The sequence below is a fragment of the Erythrobacter sp. genome (assembly GCF_023653175.1).
Lineage (GTDB): Bacteria > Pseudomonadota > Alphaproteobacteria > Sphingomonadales > Sphingomonadaceae > Erythrobacter.
The window spans coordinates 1-21,609 of the sequence record NZ_JAMNXL010000039.1; the positions used below are offsets into that span (position 1 = coordinate 1).

Genomic DNA, 21,609 nt, shown 5'->3' on the forward strand with positions numbered 1-21,609 from the left:
CAACCGGCTGGCGACGCTCGGCCAGATCACCGCCGGTCTGGGCCATGAAATCCGCCAGCCGCTCGCCGCGATGCGTGTCTTTGCCGAGAATGGCGAACGCCTGCTCGCCGCCGACCGGGTCGAGGAGGCGGCGACCAATTTCGCTCGCATCGCCGGGCTGGCGGGGCGGATCGGCGAGATTACCGAGGAACAGCTCTTCTTCAGCCGCCGATCGGCCGAGGAGCCGCGGCTTGTCACCCTCGCCGAAGTGATCGACGGCTCGCTGCTGCTGCTGCACGACCAGATGCGCCAGAAAGGCCTGACGCTCGAACGCCCCGCCGCCGAGCTTGCCGCGTCCAGTGTGAGGGCGCGCCACGTGCAGCTCGAACAGGTGCTGGTCAACCTGCTCCAGAACGCGGTGCAGGCTTGCGCGCAGAGCGGGCATATCGTGCTCACCATCGCCGCCGACGGCGCGCGCGTGCGGCTCAGTGTCACCGACAGCGGCCCCGGCGTGCCGCCCGAGGTGCGCGACACGCTGTTTCAGCCCTTCGTCACCAGCAAGCCCGAAGGCATCGGCCTCGGTCTCGCCATCTCGCGCGACATCATGCGCCAACTGGGCGGCGACCTGCTGCACGAGGACGCAGCCAGAGGCGCGCGCTTCACCATGGTCATGCCCGCCGCATGACCGCCCTGCCCCCACCCCTTCAGGTCGCGCTGGTCGAGGATGATCCGCCGCTGCGCGAGGCGACGATGCAGGCGCTCGTTCTCGAAGGCGCGGAGGTCACCGCCTTTCCCGATGCCCGCGCCGCGCTGGCGTGGCTCGATGCCGATTACCCCGGTGTGGTGGTCAGCGACGTGCGCATGCCGGGGATCGACGGAATCGCCTTCTTCGCGGCTCTGCGCGACATCGACCCCGATCTGCCGGTGATCCTCACCACCGGGCATGGCGACATCGCCATGGCGGTGGCGGCGATGAAGAACGGCGCGGCGGATTTCCTCACCAAGCCCTATTCCTCCGTCGACCTGATCCGCGCTGTCCGCGCCGCCAGCGAACGCCGCGCGCTGGCGCTGGAGAACCGCGCCCTGCGCGAGGCGGCGGGGCGCAGCGCCGAGGGGGCAATCCCAGGCAGCTCGCCCGCCGCGCAGCGGCTGCGCTCGGTGATCGAAGTCGTCGCGCGCTCGGAAATCGACGTGGTCCTGACCGGCCCGGCGGGCACCGGCAAGAGCCACGCCTCGCGCCTGATCCACGATTGCAGTCCGCGCCGCAGCCGCCCCTTCGTGACGGTCGATGCCGGCGTGCTGGCACACGAGGATGCCGAACTGCTGCTGTTCGGGCGCGACCCGGGGGCGGGGCAAGGCGGCGGCCTGTCGCGCACCGGCCTGATCGAGCGCGCCAATGGCGGCACCCTGTTCCTCGACGAGATCGCCGCCGCCGACGCGGTGCTGACTGCGCGGCTGCTGTCGCTGGTCGAGACCCGGCAGGTGCTGCCGATCGGCGGCACGCGCGCAAGGCCGCTCAACATCCGCATCATCATCGCCCGGCTGACCGAGGATCCCGGCACAGGCAAAGACGATGGCACGGGCGCGGGGCGCGATCCGCTGTGGCACCGGCTTGGCGCAGTGCAGATCGCCTTCCCCCCGCTCAGCCAGCGGCGCGAGGACGTGCCCGAAATATTCCGCCTGTTCGTCGCCCGCCATGCGCGCGAGACGGGCGTGACCGCCCCCGCGATCGGCGCTGCGGAATGGCGGCACGTCCAGACCCACGACTGGCCGGGCAACCTCCACGAGCTTTCGGGCTTTGCCCGCGCCTTTGTGCTCGGCCTGTCAGACCTCGGCGCCCCGCCCGCGCCCGTGGCCGAACAACGCCCGCTCCAGCAGATCGTCGCCGACTTCGAGCGCACCTTACTCGAGGACGCACTGCGCCAGTGCCGCGGAGACATCGCCGCGCTCCAGGCAAAGTTCCAGACGCCGAGGAAGACGATCTACGACAAGCTCGCCAAATACAACCTCAAGCCCGCGCGGTTCCGGTAGGGACGGGAGCGGCCCGGACAGCGCGACGCTGCACGGCATGGCTAGCACCTCAAGGTGCTGGCCAAAGGACAAACGGCATCAGCTTGCCGCGTGTTCGCCGAGCACCTGTTTCAGCGGGCCCAGCCACTGGGCATAGGGCCGCCAGACCTCCATCCCGTCGCGATTGAGGGGACGGCGCACCTGTTCGCTGCTTGGCGTGCGGACAACGCGGTCGAGTGTGTGGAACGATTGGATGGCATCGTCCCAGCCAAGCTCCAGATAATCGAGCGCGGGGCGCAGTGTCGTCTGGGGATCGTCGACGAGGGCGCGGTAGCTGACGTGGTGGATCATTCCCGGAGCCACAGTGTCGAAATGCCGCATCAGCCGCACATAGTCGACATAGCTTTGCCCGATATGTTCAAGCGCGAAGGACGAGGCGTGCGCTGCGGTGAAGGACTGCGAAAAGTTCGAAAAGCAGCAGTCCATCGCCGGTCGCCGGATATCGATAAACCGCGCCTGCGGCAAAATTCGCCGGATGAACAGGACGTTGCTCCAGTTCTGCGGCAGCTTGTCGATGAAGTACGGGCGGTCAGTCTTGCGGTGCAGCCGCGCCCGGCCGAGATAGTCCTGACCCAGCAGCGCCGCCTGTTGATCGGTGAGCGCGGCAATCGCCTGCGGAACCGAAACCTTGGCCTTGCGCGAGCTGATCTCCATCACCGAGCGCAGGATCGCTGGGATGTAGGGCAGCTCGCCCACAGGCTCGATCGCCGGGTGAGAGCCGAGCATCTGCTCCAGCAGGGTCGAACCCGAGCGGGGCAGGCAGATGATGAAGACGGGCTGGTCTGTTCCCAGCGACCGCGCGGGCATCCGCTCCATGAAATCGGCATCAACAAGACGCTCGACCTCGGCCACTTCGTCGGTCAGTGCCCGGGCATCATAGCCGATGGCCTCGGCGCGGATGCGGTTGCCCTCGCTGTAATGGTGGAAGGCCTTGGCGAAATCGCCGCGGTCATGGAAGGCCCGGCCCAGCGCAAAATTGAGCGGTGCGATGTTGCGTTCATCGATCGCGATGGTCAGCGCCTGCTGCATCGCGGCGATGTCCGCGTCGGTCAGAACCTTGCGCTTGATGCCGGCAAGGCCCCACCATGCCTCGCCATATTCATCGTCGATGGCAATGGCCCGGCGATAGGCGGCAATCGCGCCGTCGACATCGCCTGCGGCCCTGAGGCCGTATCCATAGGCCAGCAGGTGCGGGATGCTGCGCGGGTTTTCGTCGACCAGCTGCTTCTGGATCGCGAGCGCTTCGGCGTGCCGCCCCATCCGGTCGAGCAGGCTTGCCCTGAGGCTGCGCAGCTCGAGGGCACCTTCCTCGTTGATAAGCCGGTTGGTAAAGGATTCGGCGACGTGGAGGCGTTCCTGCTGGCTGTAGATCGAGGCGAGCGTGCGCAGCAGTTCGGGCGTCTTCTCCCCCATCATCAGCGCCCGGCGCAGGAAGTGCTCGGCCTGGCCGAGGGCACCGGTCTGGGCCCCGATCAAGCCCAGCTGCGCCAGCCCGCGCGGTTCGTCGGGCCGCTCCCTGAGATGGGCCATCACCAATTGCGCCGCCCGGCCAAAGTCGCCCTGCTCGCGCAGTCTGATCGCCTCGCTGAGGCGCGGGTAGATTGCGGTGGAGACGGTGTTCGCGGTCATTTCGGGCCGGGTTCAGGAATAGCCGAGCACGGCCCTGAGGCCGGGCGCGTGGTAATCCACCAGCGCCTTGTGGCGCGGCCCGAGCTTGCTCGGCAGATCGATCGCCACTCCGGTAAGATTGCCGCGCGCGGTGCCGCTTTGCGCAGGGTCGGCACCGATCCTGACCCGCTCCTGCCAGTCTTGCGGCATGGCGATGCCGCAATCCTCGAGCAGTGTGGCAAAGAAGCTTTCGGCCTCGGGCGTGTCGATTGTGGCGATGGCCTGGGTGAGGTCCTCAAGCTTCAGCAGCCGGGCACGGGCGCCCAGCCAGGCAACGGCGTTGAGCTCGTAGATCGCATTCAATGAAGGGAGCTTGGTCGGCAGGCCGAAGATCATCATGGTCAGCAGCTCGTCGGCCGCGATTTCCCCGTTCTTGAGATGCTCGACATTGCCGGAGAACTGGTCGGACAGCAGGAACCGCGCCCGCGCGATCACCCAGTCATAGGGATCGCGGTAGAGCACGATCCGGCGGGCATGGGCGGTTTCAACCACCGATGCATCGGCAAAGAACAGGTGCCCCCAGCTCAAGGACGGCCGGGCCGGATCGAAGGCATGCCGGTGCTGCGGCAGGGTAGCCCACTGGATGAAGTCGGCTGCATATTGCTGGTTCACAGGCACGAACATGCGCAGGATGTTGCGCAGCAGGTGGCTGCCGCTCTTGGGCACGGAATTGAGGAACACAGGTTGCCGCAAGGGGGCCTGCGCGAACCGGGCATTCTCCGCATCGAGCGTATCGGGGCTGACGAAAATCTCGGGCATTGCGAAAGCGGTCTCCGTGGCTGCCTATGACAGAAAAGGCGGCATGTTGCCATGCCGCCTCTTCGTTACGCCGGTGATGGAGTGATCAGAACTTCGTCGAGACGTTGATGAAGCCGCGACGCCCCACGAAGTCGTACTGGGAAGTTGCGACCACCGGCCCGAGCGTGCTGATCGTGCCGCCGTTTAGCACCGAGACCCGCGGCGGACGGGTGTCGAACAGGTTCGACACACCAGCGGTGATCGTGAAGCGGCCATCAGCGATTTCCTGCGTGATCGAGATGTTGTGGTAGAAGGTCGCAGGCACATCGAGGTCGGGGCAGTAGACCCCGTAGATCGGCAGATCGTCCGCTGTGCTGGCAGTGCCCTGGTTGTTGAACGAGCGCAGGCAGCCATTGGCCGTCGGCCGACCGCGGTCGAACAGCTCGCGCGAGCTGCCCGAACCGATCACGTTCACCCCGTAGAACATGCTGAAGCCGGACGGGTGCGACCAGTTGGCGCGGAAATCGCCAACCCACCTGGGCGAGCCGACAAAGCCGTTTTCGTTCAACACCGGAGAGGTCGGCAACAGCTGGGAATCGTCCGTGATCTGCCAGGTCATGTCAGCGGTGAGCGCAACCGTGCCGAGCTTGCCCAGGTCCTGACCAACCCGAACCGAAAGGTCGAGACCCGAGTTCTTCTGGCTCGAGACGTTGATGAACGAATCGCGCACCGTGGCGATCTGGAACGGGGCAGTTGTGTTCTGACCGCGAGTGAACAGGTTGCACAGCGGCTCGGTTGCGAAGGTTAGCGAGTCGTAGCAACCGGCCAGAATCGTTCCTGCCCCCAGCTGCGAGATCTCGCCTTCGACTTCGATGTCGAAGTAGTCGACCGCGATGCTGATGTCGGTATCGGGGAGGAACGAAATGCTCGGCGTCAGGATCGTGCCGACGACCAGCGACTGCGAGGTTTCGGACTCGAGGATGCCGAGACCGCCCGACGAAATGATCGTCGCGCTGATGCCGCCGCCGCCATAAGTGGCCGGGATGCCGTCAGCTGCGCAGTTGTCTGCGCGCGTTTGCGAAATCGCGCCGGCTGCCAAGTTTGCGCCCCACGCAACGCAGGGGTCGATGCGGTTCTGCGGAACGAAGCTGGTCTCGTCGGCCAGGAACTGCTCGAACAGCGCCGGTGCACGGTACGAGGTGCCGAAGCTGCCCCGGAAGCGCAGCCAGTCGGTGACCGTCCAGTTCATGCCGATCTTGTAGGTCCAGTTGCCGTTGTCCTCGTTCTCGACCCCATCGGAGGCGCGGGTGGCCTTGACGTTGGTGACGCGTCCGGCACCCGAAAGGGTGAGTTCCTCGATGAACGGGAGGTCGGACAGGATCGGCACGTTCACTTCGGCAAAGGCTTCTGTGGTCAAGCTCTTGCCTGCCGTGATGCCGCTCGCCGAAGCGCCCCAGGCGTTGGCCGCCAGCGTGATTTCGCCGGGCGTGTCATTGATCAGGTCTTCGCGGATCGAGGCACCGAGAGCGATGGCCAGCGGGCCGCCCGGAAGGGTCAGCAACTCGCCTGCCACAATCGCTTCGGCGGTCTTCTGCGTGTAGAGCGTGCGGCCTTCTTCCCACTCGGTCAGGAAGTCAGCCTGTGCCTGCGTCAGCTCGCCGCGCAGGAAGTACGGGTCGGTCCAGGGCAGGTCGATGCATTGCTTGCCCGAGATCGGGGTCACGGTGCCGACGCAGGATGAGGTCTGGAAGTAGCCGGTGTCGTAGGCATCCTGCAGGATCTGCTGGCTGCGGTACCGGCCGATGCTGCGGCTGTACTGGGCGTGGATGTCGTAGGTCCAGTTGCCCTTGCTGCTGATCTCGCCGCGCACGCCGGCGACGCCGCGATAGTAGTCGACCTGCTGGCTGTTGTCGGACAGGTCGGTGATGCCGGTCGGACTCAGGAAGTTGAAGCCGGTGAAACCTTGAGCCCACAGGGTGTCGGGCGGGCCACCATTGTTCCGCAGGTCGCCGGTGTAGCCGAAGTTCCAGAACTGGCGCCAGCCGTTCTGGTAGGTTTCACGGCGGTTGAAGAGGAATTCACCGAACACCTCGACCGCGCTCGAAATCTCGAACGCACCTTCGGCATAGGCCGTGTAGAGATCGGTTTCGGGGATGATCGTCGATTGTTCAACGAAGGGGTGATAGGCGTTCTGCACCGCCATCGAGGCCGCGTTATAGCCGGTCGGGAACCAGCCGGCAGGCGCGCTGAAGTCGTCCGCACCGACGGGGGCGCCGAATGCGGGGATGCCGAGCGTGCCACCACCCGGACCGCCGGGATACTGGAACTGCAACAACTGCACGGCGCCCGGGGTGGTCTGGATGCCCGTGTTGGGGCCGTTCGGACCGTCGAGCCGAAGGTTCTCAACCCGCTGACCGCCGCGAGTGCGGATGTAAGTCCAGACGTGGCCCCAGCGCAAATCCTCGCAATGCGGCTGGCCGGTGCGCGGATCGATCAGGTCGGAACGATTGCCGCTCTCGTCGAAAATGTTGGCTTCCGGGCAGGCGAGATAGGAGCGATCGCCGCGGGCCAGTTCCTGGGTCTTGGTGTAGTCGCCCGCAATCATGATGTGGCCGCGGTCGAAGGTCGTGCCCCACGCGCCGCTGATCCGGAAGTTCTCGCCCCCGCTGTCGAACGGCACCGACGCGTTGAGATCGAGCGTCAGGCCATCGAGCTTGTTCTTGGTGAAGATGTTCACCACGCCCGCGACCGCGTCGGAACCGTAGACCGACGATGCACCCGTCTTGAGGATCTGGATGTCGCTGACGATCGACAGCGGCAGCACGTTGAGGTCGAACGAGGACACCCCGCCCCGCGTACCGGCAGGCCCTGCGCGGCGGCCGTTGAGCAGCACCAGCGTGCGGTTGGCACCGAGGCCGCGAAGGTCGATGGTCTGCGCGCCCGGACCGCCATTGGTCACGAAGTTGGACGAAAGCGCCGACGTGACCTGCGTGGAGCCGGCTGCGATCGAGGAGCCCTGCAGCGTGCTCGCCAGATCGGTGCGGCCTTCCTTCTTGGCGATTTCCGGATCAAGCACCGCGATCGGATCGGGGCTGTTGAACGGGGTAACCGAGCGAATTCGCGAGCCGGTGACGATCATTTCGTCGGTAGAAGGAGCAGCCGCCTCTTCGACCGGCTGCTCTTCCTCGACGACTTCCTGCGCGAACGCGGGCTGCGATGCAGCCATGGCGCCGAACGCGACGCCCAGCATCAGCGTTGCGCGATTTCCACGTGTGAAAAGCGAAGCCTTCATGTTCTCTACCTTTTGTTGCCCACCCCTATCAGGGTCCCTGCCACGACTAATGCAAAACGGCTCCTTGCCTGCCAAGGCTTGCAGATGGGTAGGCCAAGCGAAAATGATTTTGCCAACCAAAATCGTGTCAATTTTGTCACATGATTTGCGCCGTCGGCCCTGGAGTACGTCCCTTTCGCGCTCTTCAGCGGGACAGTCTGTCTGCGCGCGCCGATGCGCGCCCATGGCAACATCCGGTGCGCCCACCGTCAGAGCCAGCAGCAGGAGGTCGACTTCCTTACCGTTAAAGGCTTCTCGGCAGAGACTTGAGGAGCGTGGCCCACAGCGCCCGCCGCCGGCGATGGGCCCGCCAGAACAGGGTCGGCGCGTTACGCTCATGCGCTATACGCACCGCACGGTAGCGAGACTTCGGCGAGAATTTGATGGCTCATTTCCGAGTGGCGACGTGCAGGATGTTGCTCAGGGTCGACTGACGTCACTTGAGAGATGGATAAACGCTACTTTCGGCTCGGGGTCAGCCGCGTTCTCTGCCAGAAGTAAGCGATAATCGCCTGGAACGAGGTGCCAACGGCCTTCCACCCGACGGCAGAGATGCCGAATGGGCACGACCAGTTCGCAGGTCGCAACGGTTCTGGCGCGTACCTGCAGCTTGGTGAAGGCCACAAGCTTGCGCGGCCATTGCTCCGCGTCTTGCGCCGGAACCTCGGCATATATCTGCAGCACATGCGCGACATCTCGGTCGCCCAGATTCGCAACGGCTGCGGTGATCCACACGCTCTCACCCGCTGCCCACGCGCGCACCGAACGGTTCTCGACACGGGTATAGGTAAGGCCGTGGCCGAACGGATATCGTGGGGCGTTGCCATCGCGCAGCAGGAGTGGATAGCCGTGCCACAGGTCATAGACGATGTGGTCGGCATCCTTGTCGAAGAAGGGATAATGCGCCGGGTCGCGGGCGAGGGTGAAGGGTAGCCGGCCTGATGGCGAAACCGCCCCGAACAGTAACCTCGCCAGCGCGGTGCCGCCTTCCATTCCCGCGTAGAAGGTCTGCACGATGGCGCTGGCCTCGCCCCGCCAGTCCTCGACGAGGATGGCCGAGCCCGACACCAGCACGACGATCACCGGACGCCCGCTGGCGGCAGCCACCGCGATCAGCCGGCGCTGGCTTGGGGGCAAGTTGAGGTCGGTCCGGTCGCCGCCGCGGGCCCGGTTGCGAATGTCCTCGGGCAGCTTGGCCGCATCGATGGCAATCCCCTCGCCCTGACCGAGGTTGATGTCGCCGTCGATGAACTCGCCTTCCTCATAGGCCGTCGTCCCCACCACCACAACCACCGCATCGGCCGCATCGGCCGCCGCCCTGGCGGCCTCGAGATCGTCTTCGTCTGCATGGAGGATCCGGTCTGCGCCGAGATAGTCCGAAAGCCCCGCCAGGGCCGTCACCACATTGGGGGGACGCACGCGGGACGAGCCGTGGTCGCCGGTGTTCTCGATCGCGGCCAGCCGGCCGAGCACGGCAAGCCGTGAAATCGCCGCAGCCTCCAGCGGCAGCGTGCCGTCGTTCTCCAGGAGAACGGCAGAGCGTTCCGCCACCTCGCGGGCCAGCGCGCGATGCGCATCGCTCGCGACCAGCGACATCGGGTAATCCGGCAGCGGATCGTCCGCGCACGCGATCCGGTACAGTACGCCGAGGATACGGCGACAGGCGCGGTCTATGACCTGCTGCTCGACCTGCCCCGCCCTCACAGCCGCGACCAGCCGATCGCCCCATACCAGCGGCTCCGGGTTCTCGATATCCAGCCCCGCCGTCACCCCGTAGATCGCATGCAGACCCTCGATCCAGTCGGAATGCACGAAGCCCTCGAAGCCCCATTCGGTGCGCAGGATGTCGGTCAGCAGCACGTGATTCTGGCCGCAATACTCGCCGTTAACCTTGTTGTAGGCGCTCATCACGCTCATGACGCCGCGTTCCACCATCATCCGGAAGTGCGGCAGATAGACCTCGTGCAGGCTGCGCTCGTCGACCTGCACGTCGACCTTGAAGCGCGCATTCTCGATGCTGTTCAGCGCCAGGTGCTTGGCGGTCGCGATCACGTTGTGCGCCTGGATGCCCGCGGCGAGCGCGGACCCCATCTCGCCCAGCAGCACGGGATCCTCGCCATAGGTCTCCTGCGCGCGTCCCCACGAAGGGTGGCGCAGCAGGTTGATGCACACCGCGCCCGACAGGTTGCAGCCCTGCGCCCGGGCCTCGATCCCCATCACCTCGCCCACGCGCCTTTCGAGGTCGATATCGAAGCTTGCGCCGCGCGCCATGCTGCAAGGGAAGCAGGTGGAATTCCCGCGGGCGACACCGCGCGGACCGTCCGTGAACCACAGCGCCGGGACGCCGAGGCGGTCGATCCCGCCGCCTGCGCGATAAGGCCGCGCGCCCCAGCGCTTGAGGTCTTCGGCATAGGCACGGAAGAACCCCTGGCCCGACATCATGCCGACCTTCTCCTCCAGCGTGGCCTTCGCCAGAATGCGTTCCACAAGGTCCGCGATCTGCGTGGGCCCGAGGCCTTTGCGCGGCGCGAAGTCGGTCATTCGATGTTCTCCGACAGATCGTGGGACAGTCCCTCCAGCGCCTGCCCGATCATGGCCAGCGCCTGGCCGAGGATCATGCCCTGCCAGACGGGGTCGGCCGGGAAGAAGGCGTCGCGGGTCGCGGCCATGACGTCGCCGGCATGGTCGGCCCGGCCTGGCCGGTCGCGCCACAGCCAGGCGTCCCCGACCAACGCTTCGAGCACCTGCACCACCGGCCGCGTGCCGAATTCCATCGCGACCGGTGTGACGGCGACCTCGGGCAGCAGCCGCGCCGCGCCCGACATCCAGTCCCCGGTGACCGCTGCCGAGACCGAGTCCTCGCCGCCCACGAGCGTGACGCCCAGCCCGTACCAGCGCCCTGCCCGCACGCGGGCGGCGGGCCCTGCACCGGCGGGAATCATCCGCTCGCCACGGCCGAAGGGGCCGAGTCCGGAATGGATGTCGATGATGGCGAGCTGTCGGCAATGCCGGAACGCGCGGGGGAGAAGGTCTTCGAGCATGGCCCGCGACCAGCTCGCCGCGCGGCCGCCGAAAAACAGGCCATCGGGCCGATCATGCTGGCCGGACGTCAGGGCCGCGATCATCGCGCGCCCGTCGGTCCCGCTCGCCGCATCCTCCAGAACCGCGTGGAAGGCGGCTCGGACCGGGCCGTCCCAGTGCTCGGGTCGCACCAGCCCCTCATGCGCAAGGTAGGCGGCATTCACCGGGAGCGGCCGGGCAAAGTCCACCCAGTTGCGGTTGATGTCGATGTTCTCGTGGTCGGTGCGCCGGGTCCAGGCGAAGCCGAAGGGGTTGATGGCATGGAGCAGGGCGACGGCCACACCGTCCGGCAGACGATCGCGGGATGCAGCCCGGAGCCAGGCTGTCTGCACCATCGAACCACAATGGCCCTCAACCCCGTGCGCCCCGCTCGCGATCAGCAGCACGGCCTGCGCATTGGCAGGACCGAGCCAGGCAAGATCCGTTGCCAGAGCCTGCCCTGCCGGACCTCGAAGCGGGTGGTCGATGCTGGAGATCTCGGCACCCGCGGCGCGGGCTGACGACAGAAAGCGGGCGCGCGCCTCGGTGTAGTTTTCACCCGCCGTGGCTGCGGCATCGTGGCCCGGGATCGCGCTCATTGCGCTGCTCCATCCCGGTGGCTGCGCGCGGCGATCCGGAAGGTGAGGCCATAGAACAGCGCCGCGAGCGCCTGGGTGGGCACGCACACCAGCATTGCGAGGCGCAGCGACTGGTCGCCATGCGCAGGTTGCAGGGCATCGCTGAAGGCGCCCAGCAGCACCGGGCCGAGTCCCATCCCCACCAGGTTCGCGCAAAGCGACAGCAGCGCGAAGGCCAGCGCGCGATTGGCGGGCGGGGCGAAATCCTGGAGCGCGGCATAGAGCGCCGGCGACGAGGCGACCGAAACCGCCTGCAGGACGAAGAAGGCACCGATCGCGATCTCGGCACGCGTCGCGCCGAGCATCACCAGCAGGATCGGAACGGTCGCGCCTGCGACCACGGCGGAGATCAGGATCTGCGCGCCTGCCCCCCGGCTGCGGAGCCGGTCGGCGAGGCGGCCTGCGATCAGACTGCCGATCACCCCACCGACCCCCACCGCCAGTCCGAGCCACACGCCGGCAGCCGCCAGCGACCAGCCGAAGCTGCGGATGAACAGCGATGGCGCCCACAGCAGCATCGCATAACTCTGGATCGAGGCGAAGGTGGCGGCCGCCAACAGCAGCACCAGGGCCCGCACGCGCAGCAATCCGGCGAGGTCCTTCCACATGCCCGGCCCGGCGGCGGTGCTCGCCGGTGTGCCGCCGCGCCGCGGCTCGGGCAGCAGCCTGAGGATCAGCGGAGCGAGCAGCAGCCCCGGGATCGCGACCGTCACCAAGGTCCAGCGCCAGCCGAGCCGCTCTGCCACAAGGCCGCCGATCGCGAGCGCGAGCAGGCTGCTGATGGGGATCGCGGTCACCAGAACCCCTTGCGCGAAGCCACGCTTTTCCGGCGGGAAATAGTCGGCAAGCAGGGATTGCGTGGTGGGGTTGCAGCCGGCCTCCCCCACCGCGACCCCGGCGCGCGCGAGCAACAGCGTGACATAACCGACAGCCGCCCCGCCCAGCCCCGTCATCAGACTCCAGGCGAAGGTCGCGGCGGCAAGCAGCCGGACGCGGTCGCCCCGGTCGGCAAACTGGGCGATCGGCAGGCCGACGAGCGAATAGAACAGCGAGAAGGCGAGTCCCGTCAACAGGCCGAGCTGCGTGTCGGTCAGCGACAGGTCGCGCTTTATCGGCTCGGCCAGGATGGCGATGATCTGCCGGTCGATGATGTTGATGCTGATGACCGCGACCAGCAGGGACAGGATCAACCAGCGAGGCGTTCGGTTCATGGTCAGCAGGGCCGCGGCTGGAAGGCGGGCACGCCCGTCTGCCAGAAGGTGAACGCCTGAATGTCGGCCATCAGTTCCAGATGGGCGGTCGCGCCGGTGCCGATCCCGTGCCCGGCATCGAAATCGATCCGCAGCAGAACCGGCTTGCGGGAACGGGAGGCGTGCTGCACCGCAGCCGCCATCTTCGCCGACATCCATGGGGCAACCCGGATATCGTTCGCGCCATGGGTGAGAAGGACGGCCGGATAGGCCACGCCCTCGCGAACATTCGCGTAGCCATCGATCGCCAGCAGATTGCGGAACCCCTGCTCGGTCGTGACCGACATGTCGGGGGCCTGGCTGCCGCGACCATTCGCGGTGAATTCGAAGCGCAGCATGTTGAGCGTGGCGACTTCCGGGATGACGGCAGCGAAAAGGTCGGGGCGCTCGACCAATGCCATGCCCAGGACCATCCCGGCGCCCGACGCGCCGGTGATCACCAGTCGTTCGGGCGAGGTCCACCCCTGCCCGATCACCGCCTCGCAGCAGTCGATGAGGTCACGGTAGCTCACCGGTTTGCGTTCGCCATAGGCCGCTTCGGCCCAGCGCCTCCCATATTCGCCGCCGCCGCGCACATGGGCGACCGCCACCACCCCGCCTGCCTCCACGAAGGCGAGGAACGCCGGATCGTATCGGGCATCGAACGGCAGCCGCGCCGCGCCATAGACATGCATGAGCATCGGATGGCTGCCGTCACGCGCGATCCCCTTGCCGGCAATCAGCGATACGGGAACCATGGTCCCGTCGCGCGCCCGCGCCACGATTCTGAGCGCCTCCATGCCCTCTGGCACCTTGGCGGGCGGCGGCTCCAGCCTGAGGACCCGCATCGCCGTGCCCTCGGGCGGCAGCAGCAGCGCGGTGGGCGGATCGAGCCAGCTCGTCGCCATCACCAGCACGCCGCCGTCGGGCCTCGTATCGAGCCCCAGGACGGTGCCCTCGACCGGCAGCGGCACCGGGCGGATCCCGCCATCCGCGGGCTTGATGCGCAGCCGGTTGACCCCCGCATCGAGATCGAGGATCGCGAGCCTGCCGGAGCCTGCCAGGAAGGACTGGATGACCACGTTCCCTTCGGGCACCTCGACCTGCGCGCCCGCAAGGTCGGGGGCGGCCGGGTCGATGCTGAGGATGCGGCCGTTCGGGGCATCCTTGTTGCTCAGCAGGAGAACCTTTCCGCCGAGCACCCCAATGCCCGCGTTAGACATGCGGTTGTGGTTCACGAGTTCGTCCCGGTCGGCGATCCTGCGCCATTGCGGTTTGCCCGCCAGCACGCCCGATCGGTCCGCGACGAACACCGGGTTCACGTCGGTGGTGTAGAAGGCGACGCCCAGCACCCAATCCTCGCCGGGCTGCTCTGCGACCTCGAGAAGCAACCGGTCGCTCTCGCCCACGCCCGGCATGTCATGGGCGAACACCAGGACGTCCGCCGAAGGGTCCGTGCCGATCCGGTGCAACCACACCTTGCATTTCGACAGGTAGTCGCCGTCGGTCGGCTTGCTGCCGGCGGCGAAGCGCGTGATGAAGAAGCCGCTGCTGTCCGCCAGCCACGACACGAAGCCCAGCATCGCGCGCTCCAGCCGGTCGGGGAGCAGGCGTCCGCTGTCGACCTCCACGATGCGGGCGGTCGCGTTCTCGCTGCCGCCCTCGGAGAGTCCCACCGCAACATGCCGTCCGTCGGGCGAGACCCGCCACCAGTCGATGCTCGGGGCCTTGCCGCCCGCATCGGCCGGCGCCGCAAAGACCCGCCGGGCCGACCCTTCGGTCTCGCTCCGCATCCAGATCTGCAGGCCCGAACCGTCGGGCGCGTGGCGGGCAAAGAAGACCCCCTCCCCCCCCGCCTGGAGCGCGCTGACCGCATAGCTGCTGGCGATCGACGAACCCGCCGAACTCCAGCGGGCTATTCGGTCGCGATGGGCGGCGCGACCGGGCAGCCGGTCCAGCACGGCCCGCGTGTGCGCCGTTTGCCCCTTCAGGAAGGGAAGCCAGTCCGGATCGCTGTCCGTTTCCATCCAGCGGTAGGGATCGGGCACGTCGACACCCCAAAGCCGGTCGACCACCGGGTCTCTCCGGGCCACCGGGGGGGGCGGGATGCGGGAGGGCTCACAAGGGGCCGCCACGGGCTTTGCCTGAAGCACGCCGGGCACGCAAAACGCGGCGGATCCCATCAGCATACATCTGCGGCTCAGGCCGATCGTGCGCATTGTCCCACCTCCCTCGTCTCGCAAGATTGACACCTCCTAGAGTGTATGCAAGGCGTATGCAACTCTTTGCCTCTGTCGCGGTGGGGTCCATCGCGATCCCCTGATTGCGGAGCCACTCGCATGTCGAATCCCGAGAGCGCGCATCGCACCCGGCTGGGTCTGCGGATCCCGATGCGTGATGGCGTGACTCTTTCGGCTCTGCTCGTGCGCCCCCTTGGCGAGGGGCCGTTTCCGACGATCTTTCGGCTCACGCCCTATATCGCCGACACCTTCCTGACCGATGGTGTCGCCTTTGCCATGCGGGGCTACGCCTATGTCTGTGCCGATGTGCGCGGTCGGGGCGAATCCGGCGGCGGGCCCTATCGGCAAATGCGGCCTGACGGACTGGACGGGCATGATGCGATCGCATGGATCGCGGACCAGCCGTGGAGCGACGGCAACGTCGTGCTGCACGGTTCGTCCTACAGCGGGACGAACCAATGGACGATCGCGGCAACCCGGCCCCCTGCGCTCAGGGCGATCTGCCCGGCCGGCGTGTCGCTGGCGGGGTTCGACTATCCCCGCCCCGGGGGAATACTGCCCGCCTCGATCTTCCAGATCTTGACCCTTACGGCAGGCCGAGCGCTGCACGGCAATGCGCTGGCCGACACCGGGCAGTGGAACCGCTGGCTTACCCAGATCTGGCGCAGCGACGGTCGCCTTACCGACCTGTCGGACTTGAGCGGCAATCCCGCCCCCCTGTTCCACGAGATCGCGCAAGGCGCGACCGGTGCCGAGCCCTTCGTGGGCGCGATGCTCGATCCTGACGACTATGCTGCCATCGAAGTGCCCGTTCTCAGCTCGACCGGTGTGGCCGATCTCACCTGTGCCGGCACCCTCGAAGCGCATCGCCGCTTCCTCGCGCATGGCCAGGCTGATGCGATCACGCGCAGCCGGCTGGTGATCGGCCCGTGGGAGCATCTCGGGCTCGAAACCGGTAATCCGCAAGTCGGGCTGCTGCGCCACGGCCCGGCGGCGGCGCTCGACATGCGGGCGCTGAAACTGGACTGGTTCGACTGGATTCTCGGGCGCGGGCCGGAACCCGATGCTCTGCACGCGCCTGCCCTGGTGTATCGCGCCGGGGAGGATCGCTGGGTGCGAGGGCCATCGCTCGAAGCCTTGACCGGCGAGCCGCAGGTGTTCGGCCTCGGGGATGAAAGGCTGCTGCCGCCCGGCGCGCCGGAGCCTTTAGCCGCGACACGGCGCGCGTTCCTCTGCGATCCCGGCGACTTTGCTGCGGTTGAACCGGAACTGCGGCTGCGCGATGCGCCCGCGCCGACCAAGGACAATGCACCGACGATCCGGGTCGGGCCGAGCTACAACGATCTGACCGGTTGCGCGATTGGCTCGGACCCGACCAACCAGGTGTTCCAGACCGACCTTGGTGGACGCGGGCTCGAATGGATGAGCGACCCGCTGCCCGTGCCGCTGTCCCTTTGCGGCCACCCGCGCGTGCAGATGTGGCTCGAGCTCGACGGCGTCGACACCGATCTCGCCTTCTTCCTCGATGCCGTGCTGCCGCAAGGCGATGCGCTGACGCTCAGCGCCGACCTGCTGCGGCTGCGCGATCGCGCCGGCATCGGCAAGGAGGCCTTGGCCTCGCCTGGCGCGTCGCTGCTGCTGGCGCGCGATCTGCGCTTCGTGTCGCGCACCCTTCCCGCCGAAACCCGCCTTCGCTTTGTAGTGCGCCACTGCACCTCGATCCGGCTCGAGAAGAACCTTCAATCGGCGACGCCCGTGCGATGGCAGATGCCGGCCGAGGCGGTCGCGGTCCGGGTTGCCGTGCTTTCCGGTCCGGACCATCGGTCTTCGCTGACCCTGCCGATCGCGCAAGGAGACGGGCAATGATCGAGTTCAATGCCATCGACAACGGCTTCGAGGCTTGGGTCGGCCGCGACATCCTGCGGGTCGAATGCGTCGGCACGGGCCTGCGCGTGAGGGCGGGCGGACAGGGCCAGATCCGCGACAACCCCTTCTCTGCCCTCGATGGGGCGGCACGTCCCGGCGACAACCGGATCACGGTGGATGATCGCTCGGCCGCAATCGAGGTGGGTCTGATCCGCTGCGAGGCCTCGGTGGTCACCAGCCATGGCGACCCGAAGTTCGAGATCCGCCTGCAGTTCGTCGAGCGCCGGACGGGCCGTGTGCTGCTGCGGGAGACCCGCGCACATTTCGCCGGGCCGGGCGCGCGCTCGTTTCACCGCACCGGCAGCGACTCGTGGCGCGCCGAGGTCTGTTTCGAAGGCTGCGAGGGTGAACGCATCGTCGGCATGGGACAGCGACAGCACGGCCTGCTGTCGCAATACGGCTGCGTGCTCGAATTGGCGCATCGCAATGGCGAGGTCTCCATCCCCTTCGCGATCAGCAGCCGCGGCTATGGCTTCCTGTGGAATTGTCCCGCAACCGGACGGGCCGAGTTCGGCCGCTCGCTAGTCCGCTGGACCGCCGACACCGCCGATTACCTGGACTACTGGATCACCGCCGGTTCCCCGGCCGAAATCCTCTCCGCGTTCCGCGAGATCACGGGCGCTGCGCCGGAATTTCCCGATTGGGCTCTGGGCCTGTGGCAGAGCCGGTTGCGTTATGCTTCGCAGACCGAAGTGCTCGAGGTCGCGGACGGCTATGCGACGCGCGACCTGCCGCTGAGCGCGATCGTCGTCGATTTCTTCCACTGGACCCGGCAGGGCGAGTGGCGTTTCGATCCCCGGTACTGGCCGGACCCGGCCGCGATGGTAGGCACGCTTGCCGAGCGGGGCGTGCGCACCGTGGTCTCGATCTGGCCGACGGTTCATCCCGCCGCCTCGTCAGCGGACCGGATGGCGCAGCAGGGGTGGCTACTGGAGACGGCCGACGGCGATCTCTACAGCCGGTCGTTCATCGACGTGTCGGCCGAGGGTTCCGAGACGACGCGGGTGCATTTCTACGATGCCACCAACGCCGACGCAGCGGCTCATGTCATGGACCTGGTCTGCGAGGGATATCTCCGCCACGGGATCACCAGCTTCTGGCTCGACGCGTGCGAACCGGAGCTGCTGCCCTTCCGGCCCGAGCACGTGCGGATCGGCGGTCTGCCCGCCACCGCCTGCCTCAGCGCCTATCCGGCCCAGCATATCGCGGCCTTTCATGCAGCAATGACGGCGGCCGGCGAGGAAAGTCCGGTTCTCCTGTGCCGCTCGGCCTGGATCGGTTCGCACCGGCACGGCTGCCTGCTGTGGTCGGGCGACATACCCTCCACCTTCGAAGCCATGCGGGCCCAGCTGCCCGCGGGCCTCAATGCCGGGCTCTCCGGCATCGGCTGGTGGACCACGGACACCGGCGGCTTCTATGACGGGCGGATCGATTGCCCGGTGTTCCGCGAATTGCTGCTGCGCTGGTTCCAGTGGTCGGTTTTCACGCCCGTGCTGCGGCTGCACGGATTTCGGGTGGCCGCAGAGGCGGCGGAGCAGGACGGGCACGAATTCGCGATCGCGGGGGCGGAGAACGAATTGTGGAGCTACGGACCCGAGGTCTATGACCTCCTGTGCCGCCAGCTGCGCGTCCGACTGGCTCTGAAGCCATACCTGAAGTGGCTGTTCAGCGAATATGCCGCAACCGGTATTCCGCCGATGCGGCCGATGTTCCTGGCCTTTCCCGACGAGAGCGCGATGTGGGACCTGGCCGATCAATACATGTTCGGCTCGCAGCTTCTTGTTGCTCCGGTCATGGTGCAGGGGGAGGATTCGCGCACCGTGCTGTTTCCGCAGGACACATCGTGGGAGTGCCTGTGGACCGAACAGTGCGTTGACGGTGGCGAGCGGCTCACGGTCGCCGCACCGATCGACCGGATTCCGGTGTTCGTAAGGCGCGACGGCGGCCAGCCCGATCGGGGGCTCGACGTGACGGCGCTGCGCAGCGCGCTGGGGCAAGGCGGCGCTCGACTGACGGGCTGAGCGCCCGGCCCGGCTGTCGGGAAGCCCCGTTCGCAAACGGGGCCTGGTCGCTCGCCCCTTCATGCACGGCGGCGTCAATCGTCCGGCGGCGCCATCATCCCGGCGGCAAGATAGCCGCCATCCACATAGAGCGTCTGTCCGGTGATCCAGCCGGATCGGGTCAGGAACAGCACCGCTTCCGCGATCTCCTCGGGCGTGCCGAGCCGCCCTGCCGGGGTGCGCGCGATGATGCCGGCCATCGCGTCCGGATCGTCGCGGGTCGCGACCATCCCGCGCGATGCGACCGCCACGGCGCCCGGCCCCACGGCATTGACGGCAATCCCCAGCGGCCCCAGTTCGACCGCGAGCCCCTGCACCAGCGCGGCCTGTGCGGCCTTGGTGACACCGTAGAACGCCTCCTGCGCCCAGGCCTGCGCCGCCGCGATCGAGGTGATGACCACGATATGCCCGCGCCCGGCGCAACGCATGCGCCGCGCGGCCTGTTGCGCCAGCATCGCCGTGCCGAGCACGTTGACCGCGAACAGCGTCTGCATCTCCTCGCAGGTGGCAGTCAGCAGATCATGGCGCCGGCTGATCGAGGCGGCGGCCACCATCCAGTCGGGCGCGGCGCCGGAAAAGCGGCGATCGGCCTCAGCAAAGGCGGCCGCGACGCTTGCGGGATCGGCCTGATCGCAGGCGATGTCGCCGCTCGCGGCAGGGGCCCGGTCCATGACCAGCACATCGTCCCCCAGCGCGCGCGCAGCCGCCACGATCGCCCGGCCGATCCCGCCAGCCCCGCCGACGACGATACCGCGCCGCTGTGCCGATCCCGCCATGCGCCTGCCCGACCGCTTCAGAAGCTGGCGCGAACGCCCACCTCGAACCGCCTACCGGGCGCGACCACCCCGCCGATGATCCCGCCGCCGCCGCTGAATTCGTAGTAGCGGACATCGCCGATATTGCGGACATTGCCGAAGATCCCGAAACCGGTGTCCTCGACCGGGCGGAGTTCGAAGCCGAAATTGACCAGCGTGACCCCTTCGAGGCTTGCCGCCGCCATCGCCGCAGGGTCGCCCACGGTGGTCAGCTGGCTCGGCCGGTGGTTGACTTCGAGGTTGGCATTGCCGGTCCAGCGCTCGAACACGGTCCAGTTGTCGACCACGAACTGGGTGGCAAAGGTGAATTCGGGTGCGCGGGCGAGCCGTTCGCCGGCAAGGTCGAAATCGACGCCGCCCGGGCCGCGATAGATGAAGTCCCGGTAGGTCGCATCGAGATAGGTGCCCGACAGGTTGAGGCCGAAATTCTCCCCCGCCCGCAGCCGCGCGCTGGCATCGACACCGCGGATCCGCGCCTCGGCAGCGTTGACCACCTGGAAGTCGAAGACGTTGACCACCTGGAACACCTGGATGTCCTGATAGTCGTATTGGAAGGCTGCAACCTCCAGCGCGCCGCCGCGCGGCAGGGCGTGCTTGACCCCGGCTTCGTAGGCCCACAGGATCTCGGGCCGGAAATGTCCGATCACCCCGTCGATGTTCTGCACGCCGCCCGACTTGAACCCCTTGGATATGGTCAGATAGGCCAGCGTTTCGTCGCTGATTTCATAGGTCAGCCCGGCCCGGCCGCTGACGGCGTCGAAGCTCGCGGTGTCGGAGAAAGGGGTGGCGGGATCGGTCAGCCCCGGTGGGTCGCCGGCCGAAACCCTCAGGCCGCGCTTCTCGTCATTGTAGCGCAGCCCTGCGATCAGCTTGAGCTGATCGGTCACGGCAATCTGCGCCTCGCCGAACAGGGCAAAGGCCTCGGTGGTGTCGCGATTGACGGCGTTCTGGAAGTTGGGCAGGCCGAACAGGTTGAAATCGATCCGCCGCTGCCCGGTTGCCTCGCTGTCGAGGTAATAGGCACCGATGACCGCGCTGTTGCCGCCCATTTCCCACTGCAGCTGCACTTCCTGCGAGAACTGGTCGTAGCTGGTCTGGTCGAGCTGATAGGCCCCGTCGAGCGGGTCCGGAATGTTGCCCGGTCCGCTGACGCTGTGGTCGCCCTCCTGCGTGAAATAGCCGGTGATCGAACGCAGCGAGAGCGTGTCGGACAGGCCCAGGGTGACGCGCAGGTTGGCATTGAGCGTCTCGTCATTGGCGAAGTTCAGCGCCTTGGGAACGCGGACCTTGCCGTAACCGAGCCAGCCGGCCTCGCTGTCGAGCGGTTCCCACACCGAGGCGGTGTCGTCCTGCACGTACTGGATGCCGGCATCGATGGTCAGGCGGTCGCTCGGCTCGAACAGGAACCGTGCCCTCAGGCCGAAATAGTCGTCGCCGTTGAGGTATTCGCCGGTGTCGATGTTCTGGACGAAGCCGCGGCTGCTGCCGAAGGTGCCGGACAGGCGGAGCGCCGCATCCTCTCCCACCGGCAGGTTGAGCGCGGCATTGGCGCGCAGCGCGTCATAGGTGCCGTAGACCGCTTCGGCCTGACCGCTGAAGCTCCCCAGTTCAGGGGCGCGCGACACGAGGTTGAGCGCGCCGGCGGTGACGTTGCGACCATAGAGCGTTCCCTGCGGACCCTTGAGAACCTCGGTGCGCTCCAGATCGAAAAAGCGGGTGAAGGCCGAACTGGTGATGCCCTGGTAGATGTCGTCGAGATAGACTCCGACCGATTCATCCGTCCCGCCCACATTCTGGCCGGTGCCGACCCCACGCAGCGATACGTTGGCCCCGCCGAGGAAGGACACAACCGAAA

At 67.2% G+C, this 21,609-nt stretch carries 13 protein-coding genes; 4 read left to right on the forward strand and 9 right to left on the reverse strand.

The genetic code is table 11. The annotated features are described in order from the left end of the window. Window positions 1-664 (forward strand): ATP-binding protein (locus NBV68_RS06575; RefSeq protein WP_296308211.1); only part of this gene is annotated, 664 nt, incomplete at its 5' end. After that, complete coding sequence (locus NBV68_RS06580; protein WP_296308212.1) at window positions 661-2,010, forward strand: sigma-54 dependent transcriptional regulator; 1,350 nt, start codon at window positions 661-663, stop codon at window positions 2,008-2,010. The genes NBV68_RS06575 and NBV68_RS06580, both read left to right, overlap by 4 nt. Window positions 2,011-2,088: 78 nt before the next feature. Here NBV68_RS06580 and NBV68_RS06585 read toward each other — a convergent pair whose 3' ends face one another. The 7 genes from NBV68_RS06585 to NBV68_RS06615 all read right to left on the reverse strand — a co-directional run bounded on the left by NBV68_RS06585 (window position 2,089) and on the right by NBV68_RS06615 (window position 14,932). After that, the gene (locus tag NBV68_RS06585) at window positions 2,089-3,678 is read right to left on the reverse strand and encodes a sulfotransferase (RefSeq protein WP_296308214.1); all 1,590 of its coding nucleotides are present in this window, start codon (window positions 3,676-3,678) and stop codon (window positions 2,089-2,091) included. Window positions 3,679-3,690: 12 nt separating this feature from the next. Further along, window positions 3,691-4,476, reverse strand: a complete 786-nt coding sequence (locus NBV68_RS06590; RefSeq protein WP_296308215.1) for a hypothetical protein — start codon at window positions 4,474-4,476, stop codon at window positions 3,691-3,693. Window positions 4,477-4,561: 85 nt separating this feature from the next. After that, a complete protein-coding gene (locus NBV68_RS06595) occupies window positions 4,562-7,747 on the reverse strand; it encodes a TonB-dependent receptor (RefSeq protein WP_296308216.1) in 3,186 nt (1,061 codons plus the stop codon). A 459-nt stretch (window positions 7,748-8,206) separates the two neighbouring features. Beyond that, window positions 8,207-10,327: a glycoside hydrolase family 3 C-terminal domain-containing protein gene (locus NBV68_RS06600; RefSeq protein WP_296308218.1), complete on the reverse strand. Its 2,121-nt coding sequence runs from the start codon at window positions 10,325-10,327 to the stop codon at window positions 8,207-8,209. After that, window positions 10,324-11,445 carry a DUF2817 domain-containing protein gene (locus NBV68_RS06605; protein WP_296308220.1) on the reverse strand — a complete coding sequence of 374 codons (1,122 nt, stop codon included), beginning with the start codon at window positions 11,443-11,445 and terminating at the stop codon, window positions 10,324-10,326. Before NBV68_RS06605 ends, NBV68_RS06600 begins: the two co-directional genes overlap by 4 nt. Continuing rightward, entirely contained in the window at window positions 11,442-12,695 is a 1,254-nt protein-coding gene (locus tag NBV68_RS06610; protein ID WP_296308222.1) for an MFS transporter, read from the reverse strand. Before NBV68_RS06610 ends, NBV68_RS06605 begins: the two co-directional genes overlap by 4 nt. A gap of 2 nt (window positions 12,696-12,697) precedes the next feature. Further along, on the reverse strand, window positions 12,698-14,932 hold the full coding sequence (locus NBV68_RS06615) for a prolyl oligopeptidase family serine peptidase (protein ID WP_366067731.1): 2,235 nt from the start codon (window positions 14,930-14,932) through the stop codon (window positions 12,698-12,700). Between the two features lie 120 nt (window positions 14,933-15,052). Here NBV68_RS06615 and NBV68_RS06620 point away from each other — a divergent pair, with 120 nt between their 5' ends. Both NBV68_RS06620 and NBV68_RS06625 read left to right on the forward strand, forming a co-directional pair. Next, the gene (locus NBV68_RS06620; protein WP_296308223.1) at window positions 15,053-16,819 is read left to right on the forward strand and encodes a CocE/NonD family hydrolase; all 1,767 of its coding nucleotides are present in this window, start codon (window positions 15,053-15,055) and stop codon (window positions 16,817-16,819) included. Continuing rightward, the gene (locus NBV68_RS06625; protein WP_296308225.1) at window positions 16,816-18,900 is read left to right on the forward strand and encodes a TIM-barrel domain-containing protein; all 2,085 of its coding nucleotides are present in this window, start codon (window positions 16,816-16,818) and stop codon (window positions 18,898-18,900) included. Before NBV68_RS06620 ends, NBV68_RS06625 begins: the two co-directional genes overlap by 4 nt. Before the next feature lie 74 nt (window positions 18,901-18,974). On the opposite strand, the gene NBV68_RS06630 is transcribed toward NBV68_RS06625, so the two are convergent. Together NBV68_RS06630 and NBV68_RS06635 are read right to left on the reverse strand one after the other, a co-directional pair. Beyond that, the gene (locus NBV68_RS06630) at window positions 18,975-19,715 is read right to left on the reverse strand and encodes an SDR family oxidoreductase (protein ID WP_296308226.1); all 741 of its coding nucleotides are present in this window, start codon (window positions 19,713-19,715) and stop codon (window positions 18,975-18,977) included. Window positions 19,716-19,732: 17 nt separating this feature from the next. Further along, a partial coding sequence (locus tag NBV68_RS06635) for a TonB-dependent receptor (RefSeq protein WP_296308227.1) occupies window positions 19,733-21,609 on the reverse strand: 1,877 nt, incomplete at its 5' end.

What these genes read in the sequence shown, in the direction of transcription:
- NBV68_RS06630 (WP_296308226.1), bottom strand. Translation starts at nt 19,715, where the DNA reads ATGGCGGGATCGGCACAGCGGCGCGGTATCGTCGTCGGCGGGGCTGGC.
- NBV68_RS06580 (WP_296308212.1), top strand. Translation starts at nt 661, where the DNA reads ATGACCGCCCTGCCCCCACCCCTTCAGGTCGCGCTGGTCGAGGATGAT.
- NBV68_RS06590 (WP_296308215.1), bottom strand. Translation starts at nt 4,476, where the DNA reads ATGCCCGAGATTTTCGTCAGCCCCGATACGCTCGATGCGGAGAATGCC.
- NBV68_RS06620 (WP_296308223.1), top strand. Translation starts at nt 15,053, where the DNA reads ATGTCGAATCCCGAGAGCGCGCATCGCACCCGGCTGGGTCTGCGGATC.
- NBV68_RS06610 (WP_296308222.1), bottom strand. Translation starts at nt 12,695, where the DNA reads ATGAACCGAACGCCTCGCTGGTTGATCCTGTCCCTGCTGGTCGCGGTC.
- NBV68_RS06595 (WP_296308216.1), bottom strand. Translation starts at nt 7,747, where the DNA reads ATGAAGGCTTCGCTTTTCACACGTGGAAATCGCGCAACGCTGATGCTG.
- NBV68_RS06615 (WP_366067731.1), bottom strand. Translation starts at nt 14,932, where the DNA reads ATGCGCACGATCGGCCTGAGCCGCAGATGTATGCTGATGGGATCCGCC.
- NBV68_RS06600 (WP_296308218.1), bottom strand. Translation starts at nt 10,327, where the DNA reads ATGACCGACTTCGCGCCGCGCAAAGGCCTCGGGCCCACGCAGATCGCG.
- NBV68_RS06585 (WP_296308214.1), bottom strand. Translation starts at nt 3,678, where the DNA reads ATGACCGCGAACACCGTCTCCACCGCAATCTACCCGCGCCTCAGCGAG.
- NBV68_RS06605 (WP_296308220.1), bottom strand. Translation starts at nt 11,445, where the DNA reads ATGAGCGCGATCCCGGGCCACGATGCCGCAGCCACGGCGGGTGAAAAC.
- NBV68_RS06625 (WP_296308225.1), top strand. Translation starts at nt 16,816, where the DNA reads ATGATCGAGTTCAATGCCATCGACAACGGCTTCGAGGCTTGGGTCGGC.